16 protein-coding genes are annotated in these 15,340 nt (G+C 72.7%); 9 read left to right on the forward strand and 7 right to left on the reverse strand.

Annotated elements, in window-relative coordinates:
- Nucleotides 1-43: 43 nt before the first annotated feature.
- From solA to AB0F71_RS24485, 5 genes are all read right to left on the reverse strand, one after another.
- Nucleotides 44-1,204: an N-methyl-L-tryptophan oxidase gene (gene solA / locus AB0F71_RS24465; RefSeq protein WP_360238023.1), complete on the reverse strand. Its 1,161-nt coding sequence runs from the start codon at nucleotides 1,202-1,204 to the stop codon at nucleotides 44-46.
- A complete protein-coding gene (locus AB0F71_RS24470) occupies nucleotides 1,201-2,145 on the reverse strand; it encodes an EamA family transporter (RefSeq protein ID WP_360238025.1) in 945 nt (314 codons plus the stop codon). The genes solA and AB0F71_RS24470 overlap by 4 nt, the downstream gene beginning before the upstream one ends.
- Nucleotides 2,138-3,007, reverse strand: a complete 870-nt coding sequence (locus AB0F71_RS24475) for a methyltransferase (protein WP_360238027.1) — start codon at nucleotides 3,005-3,007, stop codon at nucleotides 2,138-2,140. The genes AB0F71_RS24470 and AB0F71_RS24475 overlap by 8 nt, the downstream gene beginning before the upstream one ends.
- 94 nt (nucleotides 3,008-3,101) lie before the next feature.
- Nucleotides 3,102-4,013, reverse strand: coding sequence for a pyrroline-5-carboxylate reductase (gene proC, locus AB0F71_RS24480; RefSeq protein ID WP_360238032.1), 912 nt, complete (start codon nucleotides 4,011-4,013; stop codon nucleotides 3,102-3,104).
- Nucleotides 4,014-4,207: 194 nt separating this feature from the next.
- A complete protein-coding gene (locus AB0F71_RS24485; RefSeq protein WP_360238034.1) occupies nucleotides 4,208-4,888 on the reverse strand; it encodes a PH domain-containing protein in 681 nt (226 codons plus the stop codon).
- Between the two features lie 225 nt (nucleotides 4,889-5,113).
- Here AB0F71_RS24485 and deoC point away from each other — a divergent pair, with 225 nt between their 5' ends.
- From deoC to AB0F71_RS24510, 5 genes are all read left to right on the forward strand, one after another.
- A complete protein-coding gene (gene deoC / locus AB0F71_RS24490) occupies nucleotides 5,114-6,100 on the forward strand; it encodes a deoxyribose-phosphate aldolase (RefSeq protein ID WP_360238036.1) in 987 nt (328 codons plus the stop codon).
- 5 nt (nucleotides 6,101-6,105) lie between these two features.
- Nucleotides 6,106-7,602 (forward strand): aldehyde dehydrogenase family protein, encoded by a 1,497-nt coding sequence (locus AB0F71_RS24495; protein WP_360238038.1) that lies wholly within the window; start codon nucleotides 6,106-6,108, stop codon nucleotides 7,600-7,602.
- Entirely contained in the window at nucleotides 7,595-8,500 is a 906-nt protein-coding gene (locus tag AB0F71_RS24500; protein ID WP_360238040.1) for an aldehyde dehydrogenase family protein, read from the forward strand. Before AB0F71_RS24495 ends, AB0F71_RS24500 begins: the two co-directional genes overlap by 8 nt.
- A gap of 212 nt (nucleotides 8,501-8,712) precedes the next feature.
- The gene (locus tag AB0F71_RS24505) at nucleotides 8,713-9,120 is read left to right on the forward strand and encodes a hypothetical protein (protein WP_360238042.1); all 408 of its coding nucleotides are present in this window, start codon (nucleotides 8,713-8,715) and stop codon (nucleotides 9,118-9,120) included.
- A gap of 76 nt (nucleotides 9,121-9,196) precedes the next feature.
- On the forward strand, nucleotides 9,197-9,820 hold the full coding sequence (locus AB0F71_RS24510; RefSeq protein ID WP_360238169.1) for an ATP-binding protein: 624 nt from the start codon (nucleotides 9,197-9,199) through the stop codon (nucleotides 9,818-9,820).
- 216 nt (nucleotides 9,821-10,036) lie between these two features.
- Here the strand turns inward: AB0F71_RS24510 and AB0F71_RS24515 are convergent, their stop codons facing one another.
- Nucleotides 10,037-10,699, reverse strand: coding sequence for a SigE family RNA polymerase sigma factor (locus AB0F71_RS24515; protein WP_360238171.1), 663 nt, complete (start codon nucleotides 10,697-10,699; stop codon nucleotides 10,037-10,039).
- A 586-nt stretch (nucleotides 10,700-11,285) separates the two neighbouring features.
- On the opposite strand from AB0F71_RS24515, the gene AB0F71_RS24520 reads away from it, so the two are divergent.
- The 4 genes from AB0F71_RS24520 to AB0F71_RS24535 all read left to right on the forward strand — a co-directional run bounded on the left by AB0F71_RS24520 (nucleotide 11,286) and on the right by AB0F71_RS24535 (nucleotide 14,611).
- Entirely contained in the window at nucleotides 11,286-11,963 is a 678-nt protein-coding gene (locus AB0F71_RS24520) for a response regulator transcription factor (RefSeq protein ID WP_030257458.1), read from the forward strand.
- Nucleotides 11,964-12,007: 44 nt separating this feature from the next.
- Nucleotides 12,008-13,549 carry a HAMP domain-containing sensor histidine kinase gene (locus AB0F71_RS24525; protein WP_360238044.1) on the forward strand — a complete coding sequence of 514 codons (1,542 nt, stop codon included), beginning with the start codon at nucleotides 12,008-12,010 and terminating at the stop codon, nucleotides 13,547-13,549.
- Nucleotides 13,546-13,875: a hypothetical protein gene (locus AB0F71_RS24530; protein WP_360238046.1), complete on the forward strand. Its 330-nt coding sequence runs from the start codon at nucleotides 13,546-13,548 to the stop codon at nucleotides 13,873-13,875. The genes AB0F71_RS24525 and AB0F71_RS24530 overlap by 4 nt, the downstream gene beginning before the upstream one ends.
- A gap of 118 nt (nucleotides 13,876-13,993) precedes the next feature.
- Complete coding sequence (locus AB0F71_RS24535) at nucleotides 13,994-14,611, forward strand: VanZ family protein (RefSeq protein WP_360238048.1); 618 nt, start codon at nucleotides 13,994-13,996, stop codon at nucleotides 14,609-14,611.
- On the opposite strand, the gene AB0F71_RS24540 is transcribed toward AB0F71_RS24535, so the two are convergent.
- Entirely contained in the window at nucleotides 14,608-15,249 is a 642-nt protein-coding gene (locus tag AB0F71_RS24540) for a PhzF family phenazine biosynthesis protein (protein WP_360238050.1), read from the reverse strand. The genes AB0F71_RS24535 and AB0F71_RS24540 overlap by 4 nt on opposite strands.
- Nucleotides 15,250-15,340 lie beyond the last annotated feature (91 nt).

Below are 15,340 nucleotides of genomic sequence, written 5' to 3' on the forward strand. Positions count from 1 at the left end.
GGGAGGCACGGGCGCGTCCGGGGTGGACGTCAGCGGTCGTCCGTCAGCGGTCGTCGGCCGCTCCCGCGCCGAACCGGTCGCCCGCGAAGGGCGCCAGGTCGATGCCGACGGGCTCGCCCAGCGCCAGGGCGGCCGCGCAGTCGCCCACCGCGGGGGCGAACTTGAACCCGTGCCCCGAGCAGGCCGAGGTGTGGACGATCCGCGGGTCGGCCGGCGAGCGGTCGATGATGAAGCTGCCGTCCGGGGTCAGGGTGTAGTAGCAGTAGCGCGCCCGGGGTGCCTCCGGCCGGACGCCGGTGAAGATCCGGGCCACCATGCGGGCCATCTCCTCCCGCTCCGCCGTCGAGACCTCGCGGCGTGCCAGGTCCGTCGGGTCCCCGGGCACCTGCTGGCGGTTGTGGAAGCCGATCTTGACCTCGCGGCCGCCCTCGCCCCACTCGGGCACGCCGTAGACGACCTGCCCGTCGGCGCTCTCGTACAGGAAGGCGGGGAAGCCCTCGGTGCCCAGCTTCGGGTCCGCCCGGAACCAGTACACCGGGACCCGCATCGGGCTCAGGTGCCGCGCCGGGGACGGCGTGAGCGGCCCCTTCATCCAGGGGCCGGTCGCGACCACGACGGCGTCGCAGGAGAGCGTCCCGCCGGAGCGCAGCCGTACGGTCACGCCACCGGCGTCGGACCGCAGGTCCACCACCTCCTCGCCGAAGCGGATCGAGGCCCCCCGGCGGACCGCCTCGTCGACCATCGCCAGCCGGGCGCGGTTGGCCAGGACGGTGTAGGCACCGGGTTCGTACAGCGCCTTCATGTCGGCCCCGACGCCGAACCACGGGAAGCGCCCGTTGAGCTGCTCGGCGTTCCAGACCTCGTGCGCGATGCCGCCGGCCTCCGCGGTCCGCCGGCTGAGGTCCACCACGCCGCTGGACTCGGCCCCGACGAACACCCCGCCGGTGCGCATCAGCAGGGTGTCCCCGTACGCGGCCTCCAGGTCCGTCCACCGCTCGTGGGCGCGCTCCAGCAGCGGGAGGTAGTCCGTCCCCTCCCAGTAGGCCCGGCGGAAGATCCGGGTCTCGCCGTGGGAGGAGCCGAACCGGTGCGTCGGGCCGTGGGCGTCGACGGCGAGCACCCGCGCGCCCCGTTCGGCCAGAGCCTGTGCCGCCGCCGCGCCGAACACCCCGAGGCCGATGACCAGTACGTCGCCCGTTCTCACAGCCGTACCCCCTTCTCGACCGGTGCCGCGACCGGCCCGGACTGCGGACGCGCCCTGCGGACGCGCAGCGCCGATTCGATGACGATGGAGACCAGCGACAGCCAGACCACGGCGAAGCAGATCAGCGTGTTGGCGGACGGCCGCTGGTGGTACCAGACCAGCGCGACGACGAGCTGCGTGGTCGGCAGCACGTACTGCATGAACCCCGTCGCGGTCAGGCTGACCTTCTTCGCGCCGAAGGCGATCAGCCACAGCGGCGTGACGGAGACCAGGCCGCACACCGCGAGCAGCACGAAGTCCGTGTGCCCGGCGGCCGGCCCCGGGTCGAGCGAGTAGCCCGTGGTGAGGACGGCGATCCCGATGCCGAGCGCCAGCAGGGCCGTCTCCAGGGTCAGCCCGGTGACCGGGTCGGCGGTGGTGAGCTTCTTCAGGAAGGTGTACACCCCCCAGGTCAGGCCGATCGTGACGTACACCCACCAGTCGAGTTCGGTGCTGCGCACGACGAGCAGCACGACGCCCAGCAGGCACAGCCCGAGCGCGGCCCGGCGCAGCCGTCCGAGCGGTTCGCGCATCACCAGCGTCCCGAGGACGACGGTCACCGCCGGGGCGATGAGGTAGCCGAGGCCGGTCTCGATGACCCGCCCGTGGATCGAACCCCAGATGAACGTGAGCCAGTTGACGCAGACCAGCAGCGCCGCGGTCAGGTGCACCAGCACCAGCCTCGGGGTGGCGGCCGTGCGGGCCGCGGCCCGGAACCGCCCCAGCAGGGCGAGCGCGGCGCACAGCGTCGCCAGCGACACCAGGATGCGATAGCCGAGCAGCGTCACCGGCGGTACGTGCGCCAGGGCCCGCCAGAACAGCGAGGACGAGCCGAGGATGACGTTGGCGACCGCGATCGCGGCCAGGCCCGCCGGAGCGCCCCGGCCGCGCACGCTACCCATCCGCCCGCCTCTTCTCCCCCCGGCGGGCCAGGCGGCATTCGACGATCTCGTACGACCAGTAGAGGGTCCCGTCGCCGGCGATGCTGAAGGCCGCGCCGTGGTGCTCCTTCCAGTGGTGGAACTCCCGGGTGAGGACCTGTCTGGAGGCGTGCCACTCCCTGGTGTACAGGAACAGCGGGAAGCTGTGCCGTTCGATCAGCCGGAACTCCAGTGGGCCGGCGCTGCCCGCCGGCCCGCCGAGTCGGCGGAGCACGTCCTGGATGCCCGTCATGGAGTTGAGGCCGACGACGGCGCGCCCGGTGTCGGTCAGGTGGTCCGGGAGGTCGCGCAGGAAGCCGAGCAGGACCTCCTCGCCGGAGAACATGGCCGACAGTTCGAGGTCGGCCAGCCCCTGCTGCCGCAGTTCGCGCCGGCAGTCCGCGGACGGGGTGCGCCAGCCGGGCGGGTTGAAGACGACGAGGTCGAACCTGCGGTCCGCGGCCGGGCTCTGGAACAGGCTGCCCGAGTCGAACCGGACGATCTGGTCGCCGAAGTTGAGCTGCTCGTTCTCCGCGGCGGTCTTCAACGCGGGGATCGACACGTCCGTCGCCACGATGTCGCGGGCGCCCAGGCTCCGCATCAGCAGGGCCAGGGCCCCGCTGCCGGTGCCCATGTCGAGGACCGATCCCTCCAGGACGGACCGGTCGAGGGTGCGCACCAGGACGTCGCCGAGGCTCAGCCCGGCGGGGCTGACCTTGAACACGCCCGGGCGGTCCTGCAGTCGGAGGCTGTGCCCGAGCCCGAAGTAGACCTCGTAGAAGTCCTCGGAATGCACCGCCGCGGTTCTGTCGCCGGGATTGTGCTGCCGGATCACGCCCAGCATGATTCCCCCTCTAATGGAATTTTCGGTCGGGTTCTCGGCCGGTTCCCCGGCCGCACCGCATTCACCGGGGTGGCGGCCGCCGTGGCACGCGCTTTCACCTGCCGATGCCGCCCAGTTCACGCGACCGGTCGGCGGACCGGGTCAAACCCCCCACCAGTACCTCCTGGAGCCCCAGCTCCTGGAAATGGAAGATTCCCTGTTCGGTCGTTCCCCCCGGGGTCATGACCTGCCGGCAGAGTTCCTCGGGAGAGTGCTCGGTCGAATCCAGGAGTTCCGCGGTGCCGCGCAGTACCTGGGTGGTCATCGACCGGGCCTGCGCGCGGTCGAACCCGGCGGTGACGGCGAAGTCGATGAAGGCCCCGGCGATGTGCGCGACGAAGGCCGGCCCGCCGCCGCAGAGCGCGGTGGCGTCGTCGATGAGGGCCTCGTCGCGCACGGTGAGGGCCCGGCCGATCGACGACAGCAGCCGTTCGGCGGTCCGCACGTCGGCCGCCGGCACGGTGGCGCCGGGGCACAGCACGGTCATGCCCTGCGCGACCTCGGACGGCGTGTTGGGAATCGCCCGGACGACGCGGTCGGTGTGCAGCAGCGCCGCCATGGCCGCGATGCTCACCCCGGCCATCACGGAGATGACCAGGGCCCCCTCGAACGCGCCCGGTTCCTGGTCGGCCGCGAAGCCCTCGAAGGCCTGCGGCTGGATGGCCAGGATCACGGCGTCCCCGGGCCGCGGGCGGTACCGGACGACGGGTTCCAGGCCGAATTCCGTACGTACCAGGAGCGCCCGGGATTCGGCCGTCTCCACGATTTCGAGCGGGAGGTCCGGAGTTTTCCTCAGGAGTCCGGAAATGATCGCGGCGCCCATGTGCCCGGCGCCGATGACGACGACCCGGTCCACGCCGGCTGTCAGACTTTCCCCACTGGCCACATTTCCCCCACTGTCAACGGGCGTCACTTCTGGACGCACCAAGCGACGGTCATCACGAATGTGCCTTTTCGGAAGCTTCACAACACCCGCGCCAGCCTATTTATGTGATCTTGGACCGACAAGTGACCAAAGGCGGATGGACCGGACAGGTTTTACGACCGTACAAAACCTATTTCGAGGGACGGGCCTCCCCCAACGCACCTCCCCGCGCCGCGCCTCCCCCAATGCGAAGGAGCCCGCCGTTTCCGGCGGGCTCCTGCGTGGTGCGGTCGTCGTCAGACCGCGATCACCGTGATCAGCGCGACCAGGCCGAGCAGCGTCGGGGCGATCACCCACCAGCACCAGCGGACGACCACCGGGCCGGCGGCGTCGGGTCGGCGGCCGTTGCGCTCGGCCATTCCCTGGAGGACGTCGGTCACCTGGTCGGACCAGGCCCGGGTGGGGTCCGAGGACCCCTGGACGACCGGGTTGGTCCGGGCGGCGAGGCCCAGCCCCAGGCCCGTCCGGGAGGCGTGCTCGGCGTTGCCGCGGCTCAGTGCCCGGTTGGCCCGCTTGCGCTGGCGCAGCGACACCGGGACGGCCCACACCTGGTACTTCTTCTCGCCGGACAGCAGCTCGACCGAGTACCCGGCCCGCAGCGCGTCGACCGAGGCCCAGGGGACGGTGATGGTGCGCCAGGGGTTGCGGACGACCAGGCGCCGGCTGCCGGCGAACACCGCCGGGCGCAGCGTGTAGGCGATCACCGGGAAGGCGAACACCGGCAGCGCCGCGAGCGCGACGTACGGGGTCTTGCCGGTGCCGGTCACCGCCGCGTCGCCGATCAGCCAGGCGGCGACGGCGAGCAGGAACACTCCGGAGATCACGCCGGGGACGGAGCGGTACACGCGGTCCGCGTACTCGGGTTCCCCGTCGGGGGCGGCCGGGCCCTGGTGGGGCTTGCCGTCGGATTCGGTCATGGCGTCGATTCTGCCCCATGCACCCCTCGCCGGCGGGTCTCGGTCCGGCCACGAATGGCCCCCCAGGCGGCGCCCCGCCAGCACCCCGGCCGGCACCCCGCCCTCGTCCGGGCCCCCGCCGGGCGGCCCCGCTCGGCCGAGGTCTCGGTCCGGCCACGAAAGGCGGCCGGAAAGGTGGCCGCTCTAGCGGTCGGCTACGCGCGTAGATATGCTGGTCTGGTGACTATGTCCACTGTTGCAGCCAATGCCCCCGGCGTTGCGGGCAGCGGCCTCGCGGACGTTGCGGCGTCCGAGGCCTCGCTCCGCCGCTTCCTGCACGGCCTGCCCGGCGTCGACCAGGTCGGCCTCGAAGCCCGCGCCGCGTCCCTCGGGACCCGCTCGATCAAGACCACGGCGAAGGCCCGCGCCATCGACCTGGCGATCTCCATGATCGACCTGACCACGCTGGAGGGCGCGGACACGGTCGGCAAGGTGCGCGCACTGTGCGCCAAGGGCAGGACCCCCGACCCGACCGACCCGACCACCCCGCGCGTCGCCGCCATCTGTGTCTACCCGGACATGGTCGCCACCGCGAAGGACGCCCTCCGGGGCACCGACATCCAGGTCGCCTCGGTGGCCACCGCCTTCCCGGCCGGCCGCGCCGCCCTCCCGGTCAAGCTCGCCGACACCGCCGACGCGGTGGCCGCGGGCGCCGACGAGATCGACATGGTGATCGACCGGGGCGCCTTCCTCTCCGGCCGCTACTTCGACGTCTTCAACGAGATCGTCGCCGTCAAGGAGGCGTGCAAGCGCGCCGACGGCAGCTACGCCCACCTCAAGGTGATCTTCGAGACCGGCGAGCTGCAGACCTACGACAACGTCCGCCGGGTCTCCTGGCTGGCGATGCTGGCCGGCGCCGACTTCATCAAGACCTCCACCGGCAAGGTCACCGTCAACGCGACCCCGCCGGTCACCCTGCTGATGCTGGAGGCGGTCCGCGACTTCCGCGCCGCCACCGGCGTCCAGGTCGGCGTGAAGCCGGCCGGTGGCATCAAGACCACCAAGGACGCCATGAAGTACCTGGTGATGGTCAACGAGACGCTCGGCGACGACTGGCTGACCCCGCACTGGTTCCGCTTCGGCGCCTCCAGCCTGCTCAACGACCTGCTGATGCAGCGCCAGAAGCTCGCCACCGGCCGCTACTCCGGCCCCGACTACGTGACGGTGGACTGATCACCATGGCCAAGAAGAAGAACACCGAGGAGCCCGCGGCCCAGCCGGCCGGAGGCCTCTTCACCTACGCCCCGGCCCCGGAGTCCCCCGCCGCCGCGGGCGACCTCGCGACCTCGTACGGCCACTTCATCGGCGGCGAGTTCGTCGACTCCTCCGGCAGCGAGGCCCTCAAGACGGTCAACCCGGCCACCGAGCAGGTGCTCGCCGAGTTCGCCCAGGGCACCGACGAGGACGTGGACCGCGCCGTCGCCGCCGCCCGCAAGGCCTTCGCCGACTGGTCGGCGCTGCCGGGCAGCGAGCGCGCCAAGTACCTGTTCCGGATCGCCAGGATCATCCAGGAGCGCGCCCGCGAGCTGGCCGTGCTGGAGTCGATGGACAACGGCAAGCCGATCCGTGAGACCCGCGACTTCGACGTCCCGACCGTCGCCGCCTGGTTCTTCTACTACGCGGGCTGGGCGGACAAGCTGGACTACGCCGGCTTCGGCGCCAACCCGCGCCCGCTGGGCGTGGCCGGCCAGATCATCCCGTGGAACTTCCCGCTGATGATGCTGGCGTGGAAGATCGCGCCCGCGCTGGCGACCGGTAACACCGTCGTCCTCAAGCCGGCCGAGACCACCCCGCTGACCGCGCTGCGCTTCGCCGAGATCTGCCGCCAGGCCGGTCTGCCGAAGGGCGTCGTCAACATCGTCACCGGCGACGGCCGCACCGGCGCCGCGCTCACCGCGCACCCGGACGTCAACAAGGTCGCCTTCACCGGCTCCACCCCGGTCGGCCGGGCGATCGCCAAGCAGCTGGCCGGCAGCCGCAAGAAGCTGTCGCTGGAGCTGGGCGGCAAGGCCGCCAACATCGTCTTCGACGACGCGCCGATCGACCAGGCGGTCGAGGGCATCGTCAACGGCATCTTCTTCAACCAGGGCCACGTCTGCTGCGCCGGCTCCCGCCTGCTGGTCCAGGAGTCGATCCAGGACGAGCTGCTGGACGCCCTCAAGCGCCGGATGGGCACCCTGCGGGTCGGCGACCCGCTGGACAAGAACACCGACATCGGCGCGATCAACTCGGCCGCCCAGCTGGCCCGGATCACCGAGCTGACCGCGGCCGGCGAGGCCGAGGGCGCCGAGCGCTGGTCGCCGGAGTGCGAACTCCCGGGCACCGGCTTCTGGTTCAGGCCGACCCTGTTCACCGGCGTCAGCCAGGCCCACCGGATCGCCCAGGAGGAGATCTTCGGCCCGGTCCTGTCGGTGCTGACCTTCCGCACCCCCGAAGAGGCGGTCCAGAAGGCCAACAACACCCCGTACGGCCTCTCCGCCGGCATCTGGACGGAGAAGGGCTCGCGCATCCTCTGGACGGCCAACCGGCTCAAGGCGGGTGTGGTCTGGGCCAACACCTTCAACAAGTTCGACCCGACCTCGCCGTTCGGCGGTTTCAAGGAGTCGGGTTACGGCCGCGAGGGTGGCCGCCACGGTCTGGAGCCCTACCTGAATGTCGAGGCCCGAGATGTCTGACACGACCATCCAGCGTCTTGACGTCCTCAAGACCTACAAGCTGTACGTCGGCGGGAAGTTCCCGCGCTCCGAGAGCGGGCGGGTGTACGAGGTGACCGACTCAAAGGGCGAGTGGCTCGCCAACGCCCCGCTGGGCACCCGCAAGGACACCCGGGACGCCGTCCTGGCCGCCCGCGCGGCGGTCAAGGGCTGGGCCGGCACCACCGCGTACAACCGCGGCCAGGTGCTCTACCGGGTCGCCGAGATGCTGCAGGGCCGGCGCGAGCAGTTCGCCGCCGAGGTGGCGCTCTCCGAGGGCATCGGCCCGAAGAAGGCCGCCGCGCTGGTGGACGCCGCGATCGACCGCTGGGTCTGGTACGCGGGCTGGACGGACAAGATCGCCCAGATCGCCGGCGGCGCCAACCCGGTCGCCGGGCCGTACTTCAACCTCTCCACCCCGGAGCCGACCGGCGTGGTCGGGATCGTCGCCCCGCAGGCCGGGTACGGGCACTCGCTGCTCGGCCTGGTCTCGGTGATCGCCCCGGCGATCGCCACCGGCAACACGGTCGTGGTCGCGGCCGCCGCGGACGCCCCGCTGCCCGCGCTGTCCCTGGGCGAGGTGCTGGCCACCTCGGACCTCCCGGGCGGCGTGGTCAACATCATCTCGGGCCGGACCGCGGACATCGCCCCCACCCTGGCCTCGCACCAGGACGTCAACGCGCTGGACCTCACCGGCGCCATCGCCGCAGACGGCCCCGGCGCGGCGACCGCCCTGGAGGCCGCCGCCGCCGATACCCTGAAGCGGGTGGTCCGTCCGGGGCTGGACCCGTTCGCCCAGGACTGGACGGATGCGCCCGGTACCAACCGGCTACTCTCCTTCCTGGAGACGAAGACGGTCTGGCACCCGATGGGTATCTGACCCTCCGTCGGTATCGCGTCACAACTCCACAGACTGGCCGTCCCCCGTGCCCTCTCCCCCCAGGGCCCGGACGGTCATTGGACGGACCCGCACCTCTCCCCCCCTGGTGCGGGTCCGTCGACTTTCGTCACCGCCCGCGCCGACTTTCGGCGCTCGCCGTGCGTGTGCGTCCGGACCAGAATCCCCGGTACCGACACCACCGAGGAGGCGCCGTGGGAGAGTTGATCGCCGAGCTGATGCCGCTGCTCACGGACGGCTTCGTCCGCCGCTGGCACGTCGCCCGGGTCGGCCGCCGACTGACCGCCGGGAAGGCCGTCCGAGTGCCCTGCTCCGCCCGGTCCGACAGGCCTGGCTGGCAACGCCACTACGCCAACGGCCGGTTGGACATCACCCCGGGTGCCGCCGCGGTCACCTTCCGCGCCCGCGGGGCCGGCCCGCTCGAACTGCCCACCGGGGGCACCTTCCACGAGCCCGAGCCCGACACCTGGCACTCCCAGGACTGGGCCGCCACCGGCTACCGGCCGCCCGGCGGCGGCCGCCAGGTGTACCTCCAGGTCGACAGCCGCTACCTCCCGGCGGTCCACCTCGCCCTCGCCGGCCCCCACTTCCGGCAGGCGTGACCGGAAGGTGTGATGCACAACGGTTTCGGCAACCGGCCGGGATGCGTCAGACTGGTGTCCCGTGAGTGACTCCCCCATGAACCCCGTGCCGACGGCCCACGCCCGGGTGATCCTGCTCTCCGGGCCCTCCGGATCGGGGAAGTCCTCGCTGGCCGAACGCAGCGGCCTCCCGGTGCTCCAGCTGGACGACTTCTACAAGGACGGGGACGACCCCACCCTCCCCCGGCTGCCCGACGGCGCCGTGGACTGGGACTCCCCGCTCGCCTGGCACCGCGACCAGGCCGTCGCGGCCATCCGCGCGCTGTACGAGCACGGGCGCACCGAGGTGCCGGTGTACTCGATCCCGGACAACGGCCGGATCTCCACCCGCGCCCTGGACCTGGACGGCGCCACCGCGTTCATCGCCGAGGGCATCTTCGCCGCCGAGATCGTCACCGAGTGCACCGCCGAGGGCCTGCTCGGCGACGCTCTGTGCCTGCGCAACGGCGCGCTCACCACAGCCTGGCGCCGACTGCGCCGGGACGTCCGGGAGGGCCGCAAGTCGCTTCCGGTGCTGCTGCGCCGGGGCTTGCGGCTGATGCGGGCCGAGCGGGCCATCGTCGGACGGCAGGTCGAGCTGGGCTCGTACCCGTGTGCCGGGCCGGAGGCCGAGCGGCGGATCCGCGCCGCCGCCGGGCGGCGGGAGCTGTCCGCGGTCTGAGCCGGTCCGCGCTCTGAGCCGGTCCGCTCCACCTGCGGACGAACACGACGACGGGCCCGGTGCGTCTCCCCCGCACCGGGCCCGTCGCCCGCCGAACGGCTTCGGCTCCCCACGAGCACCGCTCCCCCGAGCCGGTGCCCCCGAACCGCAACCGTCCGCTACCCGTCCCCCGACGGGAGTCCTGTCCCCTGCTCCCCTGCTCCCTGCCGACCGCCGTCAGGCGACCAGCTCGCCGAACGCCCGGGCGGTGTCGCCCGACTTGTTCAGGTGCTCGTCATCGCGCAGCCGGCGCAGCGCGCGCCAGATGCTGCTCTTGACCGTGCCGACGCTGATCCCGAGCACGTCGGCGATCTCCGGGTCGGTCTTGCCCTCGTAGTACCGCAGCACCAGCATGGTCCGCTGGTTCTCCGGCAGCTTCGCCAGCGCCTGCCAGAGCACGGTGCGCAGCTCGGTGCCGCCCATCGCGTCGGTGTCGCCGGCCGTCTCCGGCAGCTCCTCGGTCGGGTACTCGTTGACCTTGCGGCGCCGCCAGGCGGAGATGTGCAGGTTGGTCATGGTGCGGCGGAGGTAGCCCCCGACCGCGGCCTTGTCGGTGATCCGGCCCCAGGCCCGGTAGGTGCTGAAGAGCGCGCTCTGCAGCAGGTCCTCGGCCTCGTAGCGGTCACCGGTGAGGTGGTACGCCGTGGCGTACAGGGAGGCGCGGCGCTCGCGCACGTACGCGGTGAACTCCGTGATGTGGTCCTCCGCGACGGCCGGGTGCTCCCCCTGCGCGTCTCCCTGTCCCGCCTCGGTGGTGCGGGCCGGCGCGGGGTTCAGCCGCAGCAGCGTCGCACCGGCGGCCCCGCGACCGGCCGGCTCCCCCGAGCCGACCGTGCGCAGACCGTTCTTCCTCTGGTCGCCCCCCCGGGCGTCCGTACCCTCGACGCGGACGGGGAGGATCCCCCGCAGCGCGAGGGTGTTGCCGGAGTCGACCGCACTCCCCAGTCGGCCGATCCCGTACAGCTCCCCCGTCCTGCCGCCGCCGCTCACCCGGCGTGCGACAGGGTTTCCACCGGTGCTGTGCGCGCACCCCCGTACGGTCACGGCACCGGAGTTCTCGTCGGTCCTGATCTCGTACCGGGTCCGGTGGGTGGTCGCTGAGGAACGCGCGGTGCGGACAGCCGGGTTGGTCCGGGTCTGAAGCATGGCGTTCATCGTGCGCCCCCTTGGTTCGGTACGAGCGGTTCCTGTTGCCGCCCTCCAGCCGGCCCTTGCGGCCCGCTGTCCTGCGGCGACATGGAAAATCCTGCCCGCCGGTTGTGATGGCGCTGTCCGCCGACTGTCACAGGGGTGTCACAGGGCCGGGCCTTTCGACCCGTGCCTCCTCCCGCCGTTCCGGACGCCGGTGGGCATCCTTCCGGTTCCCGTACGGGCGGTGACCGGTCCTGGGGGTGATTCGGCGTTCCCGGTGGGCCAAAATGGGGCCGTGCCTTTCCTCCTACTGATCGAGGACGACGACGCCATCCGGACCGGCCTCGAACTCGCCCTCACCCGCCAGGGCCACCGTGTGGCCACCGCCGCCTCCGGCGAGGACGGTCTGAGGCTCTTCAAGGAGCAGCGGCCCGACCTGATCGTGCTGGACGTCATGCTGCCCGGAATCGACGGCTTCGAGGTGTGCCGTCGGATCCGCCGTACCGACCAGCTGCCGATCATCCTGCTCACCGCCCGCTCCGACGACATCGACGTGGTGGTCGGCCTGGAGTCCGGCGCGGACGACTACGTGGTGAAACCGGTCCAGCCACGCGTGCTGGATGCCAGGATCCGCGCCGTGCTGCGGCGCGGCGAGCGGGAGAGCTCGGACTCCTCCGCGTACGGCAGCGTGGTGATCGACCGGGCCGCGATGACCGTCACCAAGGACGGTCAGGACCTCCAGCTCACCCCGACCGAGCTGCGGCTGCTGCTGGAGCTCAGCCGCCGCCCCGGCCAGGCGCTCTCCCGTCAGCAGCTGCTGCGGCTGGTCTGGGAGCACGACTACCTCGGCGACTCCCGCCTGGTGGACGCCTGCGTGCAACGGCTGCGGGCCAAGGTCGAGGACGTGCCGTCCGCGCCGACGCTGATCCGCACCGTGCGCGGGGTCGGCTACCGACTGGACCCGCCCGCCTGAGCCCCCGCCCACCTTCCTGAACTCCCGTACGACGACAGGCTCTTGTGACTGACCATCAGCAGACTGCCCGGCGGTTCTCGTCCGGTCCGTGGCGACGGCTGCGCTCCCTGCGGGTGCGGCTGATCGCGGTGTTCGCGGCCGTCGCGCTGCTCGCCGCCGTCTCGGCCTCCGGCATCGCGTACTGGCTGAACCGCGACGCGGTGCTCAAGCGCGCCCAGGACACCGCGCTGAACGACTTCCGGGTCTCGCTCAGCCGCAACGTCTCCGACCTTCCGCTGAACGCCAGTTGCCCGGAGCTCGCCACGCTGGCCGCCAACGTGGCGAGCTCCGGCCTGTCCTACGACGTGGTCGTGGTCGACCCGGCGCACCCCGAGTGCCCGGCCTCCTCGGCCCCGACGCACTTCACCCTGGCCGACGTCCCGGCGGCGCTGCAGTCCACCGTCGCCAAGCCGCGCGAGGTCACCGAGAGCAACCCGTACCCGTACCACCTGTACTGGCAGCGGCAGAACCTGGAGGGCCGCCCGTTCGTGATCGGCGGCACCAAGGTGCTGCCGAACGGTCCGACGGCGTACATGTTCAAGTCGCTGGAGAACGAACGGGCCGACCTCAACACCCTGGGCTGGTCGCTGGCGATCGCGACCCTGCTCGCGCTGATCGGTTCGGCCCTGCTCGCCCAGGCCGCCTCCTCGACCGTGCTGCGGCCGGTCAAGCGGCTCGGGGAGGCCGCCAAGCGGCTCGGCGAGGGCCACCTGGACACCCGGCTGGAGGTCGAGGGCTCCGACGAACTCGCCGACCTGGCCCGGACCTTCAACCGGGCCGCGGAGTCGCTGCACGAGCAGGTCGAGGAGCTGAGCGCGCGCGAGGCGCAGAGCCGGCGGTTCGTCGCCGACATGTCGCACGAGCTGCGCACCCCGCTGACCGCGATGACCGCGGTGACCGACATCCTGGAGGACGAGGCCGAGTCGCTGGACCCGATGATCGAGCCCGCCGTCCGACTCGTGGTGAGCGAGACCAGGCGGCTGTCCGACCTGGTCGAGAACCTGATGGAGGTCACCCGCTTCGACGCCGGCACCGCCAAGCTGGTCGCCGACGAGGTCGACGTCGCCGACCTGATCATGTCCTGCATCGACGGCCGGGCCTGGTACGACGCGGTCGAACTGGACGCCCCGCGCGGCATCCTGGCCGTGGTCGACCCGCGCCGGCTCGACGTGGTCTTCGCCAACCTGATCGGCAACGCGCTCAAGCACGGCGGCTCACCGGTGCGGGTCAAGGTCCGGCAGTCCGCGGACTCGGTCGTGGTAGAGGTCTCCGACAGCGGCCCCGGCATCCCCGAGGACGTGCTGCCGCACGTCTTCGACCGCTTCTACAAGGCCGACCGCGGCCGGGCCCGCTCGGAGGGCAGCGGCCTGGGGCTGTCCATCGCGATGGCCAACGCCCAGATCCACGGGGGGACCATCACGGCGGCGAACGGGGAGGTCGGCGCGGTGTTCACCCTGACGCTGCCGCTGACCCCGCCACCGCCGCCGTCCGCGGGCGGGGCCGAGCGCGGCCCCGCCGGCGACGCCGAGCTCAAGGACGCCACGTGACCGCCCCCACCCGCACCGCCCTGCGCCGCTCCACCCTGCGCCGCGCCGCCGGCGTGCTGCTCCTGCTCGCGCTGGCCTCCGGCTGCGGCATCCGTCCGACGGCCGTACCGGTCGACGCCGGCGCGCCCGCCAGCCGGACGGCCTGCCCGAGCGCCCCGCACATACCGACCGCGCTGGCCACCCCGACCCCGCCGGCCCCGGCCGCCACCCCGGCCCGCGGCGCGGCCAAGGCGAGCGCCAGCCCCTCGCCCACCCCGGTGGCGCCGGGCTCGCCGCCGCCCGACAACGTGTTCAGTGCGGTGCCCACGGCGGCGCCCTGTCGGTAGGGCCTGCTCCGGCCGGGACGCGCCCGTCCGACCCCGTGTGACGGGAAACGGGGGCGCGTCCCGGAATGTTCAGGCCCGGTGTGGAACCGCCGCGCCACCGGCCCACGTCCTTCCCCCCGTGCAGCGAGATGGCACCAGGACACGCGACGAGCGTTCCGGCGCACGGACCGAGAACAGGCCGGCGGCGGGCGTCCACCGTCCCCTCCGGCACGCCGGACTGGCGGGCCTGGCCCTCCACCTGACGCTGGTGCTCTGGCTGGTGCTCAGACCCCTGCCGGTGGCCTGGGTGTACGACGCCAACCTGACGCCGCTGGCCTCGCTCCGCTCCTCCACCACCTGGCAGGTGATCGGCGAGTTCCTGCTGCTCGCCCCACTCGGCGTCCTGCTGCCGCTGGCCGGCGGCCGGGTCCGGGCCCCCTGGCTGCCGTCCTTCCTGCGCACCACCGGCGTGTCCGCCCTGCTGGCGACCGGCCTGGAGTTCCTCTCCTCCTGGACGCCCGGACACGTGCTCAACGTGGACCACATACTGTTCGCCGTGCTCGGCGTGATGATCGCCCACCTCGCCCTCGTCCCCGGTCTGCGCCGCCTGCTGCGGGACCACCGGGCGGCGGCGCGGGCCCGGCGGGCCGCCGTCCTGGCCGCCCCGCCGGTGGCCGCCGCCGTCACCCCGACGGTGACCATGGCGGCCGCGGCCCGTCCGCGCGCCTACGCGGGACCCACCCCGCCCGCCGGCTAGGCCCGCACCACCCGGCCGCCGACCTCGACCAGCCCGCCCGGCCGCGGACCGGCCAGCAGCTGCGAACCCCGGCCCTGGGTGACGGTCACCGCCCGCCCGAGCCGGGCCGCCAGCAGCAACGCCGCCGCGCCGGTCGCCTCGTCCTCGTCGATCCCGTCACCCCGGCCCGGGAAGGCCCGCGCCCGGACCGTACCGGCCGCCTCGTCCTGCCAGGCCCAGGCGTACACCCACTCCCCCGGCGGCGGCACCTCCAGCGCCTCCACCTCGGCGGCCGAGCCGTACTGCCGCAGGGTCCGCCCGGGGGCCCACTCCGGCCGGGCCTCGATCCGGGTCAGCCCGCCCTCGCGCCGCACCGCCACCTCCCCCGCGGCGGTCACCAGCCGGTCCACCCCAAGCAGCCAGGCGGCGCCCACGCACGGGTGGCCGGCGAAGGGCAGCCGCACGCTCGGGGTGTAGATGTCGATCTCCCCGCGCTCCGCGTCGTCGACGAACACCGTCTCGCTGAAACCGAGTTCACCGGCGAAGGCCTGCCGCGCCGCCCGCCCCGGCACGGCGGCGCCGTCCCGCACCACGCCGAGGGCGTTGCCGTGCCGCCCGTCCGGCCCGCAAAAGACCCGCAGCACCTCATAGTCAGTCATTTCCCACCTCGTCAATTACCGCTCCGGCACCACTGCGACTCAGCGCAACGACACCGTGATGAAAAGGCGACGACGACTGTCGGCCCCCTCC

The organism is Kitasatospora sp. NPDC028055 (assembly GCF_040637885.1).
Lineage (GTDB): Bacteria > Actinomycetota > Actinomycetes > Streptomycetales > Streptomycetaceae > Kitasatospora.